Here is a 4,622-nt window from a genome sequence, read left to right on the forward strand (position 1 = left end):
GCCCAGTGGGTCGGATTCCGCACGGCGGGCACCGATGTCGATGGGGCGGTGGCATCCGTCCTGCGCGCCGATACAGACGCCGACGCCACGGGTCGGCTGGCCGAACTGACGGCGACCCAGCGGCTCGACCGGGAGGTCCGGGCGGGCCACCGCTACGAGTTCACCAAATTCGTCGCGGTGGACACCGCGCTCACCGCCCCCGATCCCGGGGCGGCCGCGCTGTCCGCCGCACGGCGGGCGGCGGAGACGGGTTGGTCGCGGCTGCTCGCCGATAGCGCCGCCGTGTGGCGGCAGCTGTGGCGCGGCGATATCGAGGTGCCCGACCGGCCCGATGTGCAGAACTGGATTCGCGGCGCGCTGTACTCGCTGTACTCCGCCACCCATGCCCGCCAGCACGACAGCGTCTCACCCGTCGGCCTGAGCAGCGACAACTACGGGGGCGCGGTGTTCTGGGACGCCGACATCTGGGTGTTCCCGGCGCTGCTGCGGTTCGCACCGGACCTGGCGAAATCCATTGTGGAATACCGTTATCGCACCCTGGACGCGGCACGGGCGAATGCCGAGCGGCTCGGCTACCGGGGCGCGTTCTACCCGTGGACCAGCGCCAGCCGCGGCGATCTCGCCGAATGCCACAGCTGGGATCCGCCGCACTGCCTCACCCAGATCCATCTCCAGGGCGATATCGCCTTCGCGGTGTGGCAGTACTTCCGGGCCACCGGCGACGCCGACTGGCTGCGCGCCCGCGGCTGGCCCATGCTGTCCAGCCTGGCCGAGTTCTGGACCTCCCGGGTGACCCCGAATCCGGACGGCAGCTACTCCATCCTCGATGTCGCCGGACCCGACGAGTACAGCAACGGCGTGCGCGACGGCGTCTACACCAATGCCGTCGCCGCCCTCACCCTCCGCAACGCGACCCGCGCCGCCGACATCCTCGGACTGCCCGCCATCCCGGAATGGACCGTCGTCGCCGACCGGCTGCGCATGCCGTTCGACGAATCGCGGCGCATATTCCTGCAATTCGACGGCTACACCGGCACTCCCGGCAAACAGGCCGACGCCGTGCTGCTCATCCACCCGCTCGACTGGCCGATGCCGCCGCAGGTCGCGGCGGCGGTGCTCGACTACTACGCGCAGCGCACCGATCCGGACGGACCGGCCATGACCGATTCGGTGCACGCCGTCGACGCCGCCGCCATCGGGGTGCCGGGCTGCGCCGTCGACACCTACCTCGAACGCGCGGCGCGCCCGTTCGTGCGGGCGCCGTTCGGACAGTTCGCGGAGGCGCGCGGCGAGAAGGCCGGTGCCGCCGACCCCTTGGCGGGCGCACCGGCCTTCACCTTCGTCACCGCCGCGGGCGGCTTCCTCCAGATCTTCACCGACGGCCTGCTCGGCTTGCACGCGGACATCGACGCGATCACGATCGACCCGACGCTGTCACCCCGGCTGGGATCCGAGGTGATGATCCGTGGAATACGGTGGCAGGGGCGCACATTCGACGCCCGGATCGGCATGGACGACACCCGACTCACCCTCACCGACGGGGAGCCGTTGCGGGTGCGGACGCCCGACGGCGCGCACACGCTCGGCCGCGACCGGGAGCTGACCGTGGTCACCCGCCGCCCGGACCGCTCCCCCACCGACAACCTGGCCCGCTGTGCGCCCATCACGGCGAGTTCGGCCGAACCGGGCCGCTACGCCAGCGCCGCCAACGACGGCAGCACCGCCACCGGCTGGGCGGCCGACGGCAACCACGCCACCCTCATCGTCGACCTGGGCTCCACGCATCCGATCGACCGGGTGGTCGTGCGGTGGGCGGAGCCGCCCACCGACGTCACCGTCGAACTCTCTGCCGACGGCGACCGCTGGATTCCGCGTACCCCCGCTCCCGATTCCGGCGACATCGCCGACACCGAGGCTCGTTACCTGCGGTTATCCGTCACCGACGCGACGCCGGACCTGCCCACCGGCATCGCCGAGCTGGAGGTGTTCGCACCGCGCTGAGCGCGGCGTCTCACACCCGCGCCCGGTCCACCACCGGCAGACCGAGGTCGGTCACCAGTCGCCGCACCCGCTGTTCGATGGAGTCGCGGATGGCCCGCACCTCGTCCAGATCCCGGTCGGCGGGATCGGGCAGCCACCACTGTTCGAAGCGGTGACCGGTCAGAATCGGGTCGGCGTCGCCGCAGCCCATGTCGATCACCACATCGGCGGCCCGCACCAGATCGTGAGTCCAGCGCTGCGGGTACTCCCCGGAGATGTCGATGCCCCGCTCCGCCATGGCCCGCACCACCAGCGGATCGACCGCGGAACCGGGTTCGGAGCCGCCGGAGCAGCCGGTGGCGCGATCGCCGACCAGCCGGTTGAAGAATCCGAGCGCCATCTGGGAGCGCCCCGCATTGTGGGTGCACACGAACAGCACGGTGGGACCCGCGGCGGCGTCGGAGGTAGGTGTCGGGGCGTTGACGGGACCGTCTGTCATCTTCCCCTCCTCTGGGTGTGGAGACCTGGGCCGGGCGCATGGCTGCGGCCGGGCATCCTCCGCCAGAATACGATCGTTTTCATGAAGGTTCTCGGCGCGTGCCCGCTCGATTGCCCCGACGCCTGCTCCTGGGAGGTGACGGTGGCCGACGGTGTCGCGGTCGGCCTGCGCGGAAACAAGGCGCATCCGGTCACCCGCGGCGCGCTGTGTGTGAAGGTGAATCGCTATCTGGAGCAAGTCGATTCCCCCGATCGGCTGCGTCATCCGCTGCGCCGCGTCGGCCCCAAGGGCGCGGGCCGGTTCGAGCGGATCGGCTGGGACGAGGCGCTCGACGAGATCGCCGACGCAGTGACACGGATCACCGAGGAATACGGTGGCGAAGCGGTGTGGCCGTTCCACGGCACCGGCAGTCTCGGCTACATCCAGGGGCTGGAGGGCTTCGCCGGGCGGCGGTTCTTCAATGTGCTGGGAGCCAGCCTGCACGATCCGACCATCTGCTCGGTGGCGGGCGGGACGGGACTGAAGTACACCCTCGGCACCTCCGGCGGCATGGATCCGGAGGACTTCGTCCATGCCCGGCTGATCCTGCTGTGGGGCACCAATCCGCTCACCTCCGGTCATCACCTGTGGAAGTTCATCCAGGACAGCGGCGCGTACACGATCGCCATCGACCCGGTGCGCACCCGCACCGCCGAGCGCTGCGACGAACACCTCGCCCCGCTGCCCGGCACCGATGCGGCGCTGGCGCTGGGACTCATGCACGTCATCGTGTCGCTGGGCGCGCAGGACGACGCCTACCTCGCCGAGCACACCGAGGGCTGGCCCGAATTCCGTTCCCGCATCGCGGAATACACCCCGGAGCGGGTGGCCGCGATCACCGGGCTGCCGGTGCGGCGCATCGTGGCGCTCGGGGAGCGGATCGCCCGCACCCGGCCCACCGCCATTCGCGCCTCGCAGGGCATGCAGCGCCACGACGGCGGCGGTATGGCGCTGCGGGCGCTGGCCTGCCTGCCCGGCGTCACCGGGGATTGGGCGATGCGCGGTGGCGGACTGCACTATTCGACCAGCGGGCATTTCCGGCTGCGGGACGCGGAGCTGCGGCGCATGGATCTGCTGCCGCATCCGGTGCGCACACTGTCCTCGACGCGGCTCGGCGAGGCACTGCTCGACACCGATGATCCGCCGGTCAAGGCGCTGTTCGTGATCGGCGCCAATCCGGTCGGGTCGAATCCGGATCAGCGCCGGGTGATCGAGGGGCTGCGGCGGGAGGACCTGTTCACCGTCGTGCTCGAGCATTTCGCCACCGACACCGTGGATTACGCCGATATCGTGCTGCCCGCCACCATGCAGCCCGAACATCTGGATGTGCTCGCCGGATACGGCCACCTGTACCTGGTGTGGAACGAGCCCGCGGTGGCTCCGCCCGGTGAATGTCTGTCCACCACCGAGACATTCCGCCGCCTGGCCCGGCGGATGGGCATGACCGAACCGGCGCTCTACGACTCCGACGAGGAGTTGGCGCGGCAGCTGTTGCAGGATCACGATATCGAGCGCTTGCGCGCCGAGGGATTCCTGAAGGTGGACAAGGGGCCCGTACCGGCGGGCAAGCTGAGCTTCGTCTCCGAGCGGGCGGTGCGCGCGGGGCACGAGCGGCTGCCCGATTACACGCCACCGGGCGATCCGGGCGACGGTCTGGTGCTGATTTCGGCTGCCTCGCACTACTTTCTGAACAGCACGTTCGGCGCGAATCCCGAATTGCGGCGGCGGGCGGGCGAAGCCACGGTCGCCGTCCATCCCGAGGACGCCGCGGCCCGCGGACTCAGCGACGGCACACCGGTGCTGGTGTCCAATGCCCGCGGCGGTTTCGAGGCCGTCGTCGCGGTCACCGATCGGGTGCGGCCCGGTGTGGCCGCCACCACCAAGGGCCGCTGGGCCAAGTTCTCCGGCGGTGCGACGGTGAACGCGACCATCGCCGAACGGGATGCGGACTACGGCGGCGGCGCGGTGTTCCACGACAATCGCGTGCGGATCACGCCGCGATGAGGCTGCCGGAGCTACCCGATCTGCCGGTCCGCGCGGCCCTGCCCGGGATCGTCGAGACGGTGCGGGAGCGCGGGACAGCGGTGCTGGTCGCGCCGCCCGG

Annotated in this window: 2 protein-coding genes and 1 pseudogene; 2 read left to right on the forward strand and 1 reads right to left on the reverse strand. The window is 70.8% G+C overall.

All coding sequences use genetic code 11. From position 1 onward, the window contains the following. Positions 1-2,001, forward strand: a 2,001-nt coding sequence (locus tag QK444_RS32740; protein ID WP_282785924.1) for a discoidin domain-containing protein, incomplete at its 5' end; no start/stop codon positions are given. A 10-nt stretch (positions 2,002-2,011) separates the two neighbouring features. Here the strand turns inward: QK444_RS32740 and QK444_RS32745 are convergent. Continuing rightward, positions 2,012-2,425: pseudogene (locus QK444_RS32745) on the reverse strand (arsenate reductase ArsC); the annotation flags it as partial. Positions 2,426-2,560: 135 nt separating this feature from the next. Here QK444_RS32745 and QK444_RS32750 point away from each other — a divergent pair. Next, complete coding sequence (locus QK444_RS32750) at positions 2,561-4,522, forward strand: molybdopterin-dependent oxidoreductase (RefSeq protein WP_282785925.1); 1,962 nt, start codon at positions 2,561-2,563, stop codon at positions 4,520-4,522. Positions 4,523-4,622 lie beyond the last annotated feature (100 nt).

It is taken from the genome of Nocardia sp. CC201C, from assembly GCF_030010695.1.
Lineage (GTDB): Bacteria > Actinomycetota > Actinomycetes > Mycobacteriales > Mycobacteriaceae > Nocardia > Nocardia otitidiscaviarum.

Bases quoted from the DNA above. Each gene is read 5' to 3' on its own strand.
- QK444_RS32750 (WP_282785925.1), top strand. From the start codon at position 2,561: ATGAAGGTTCTCGGCGCGTGCCCGCTCGATTGCCCCGACGCCTGCTCC.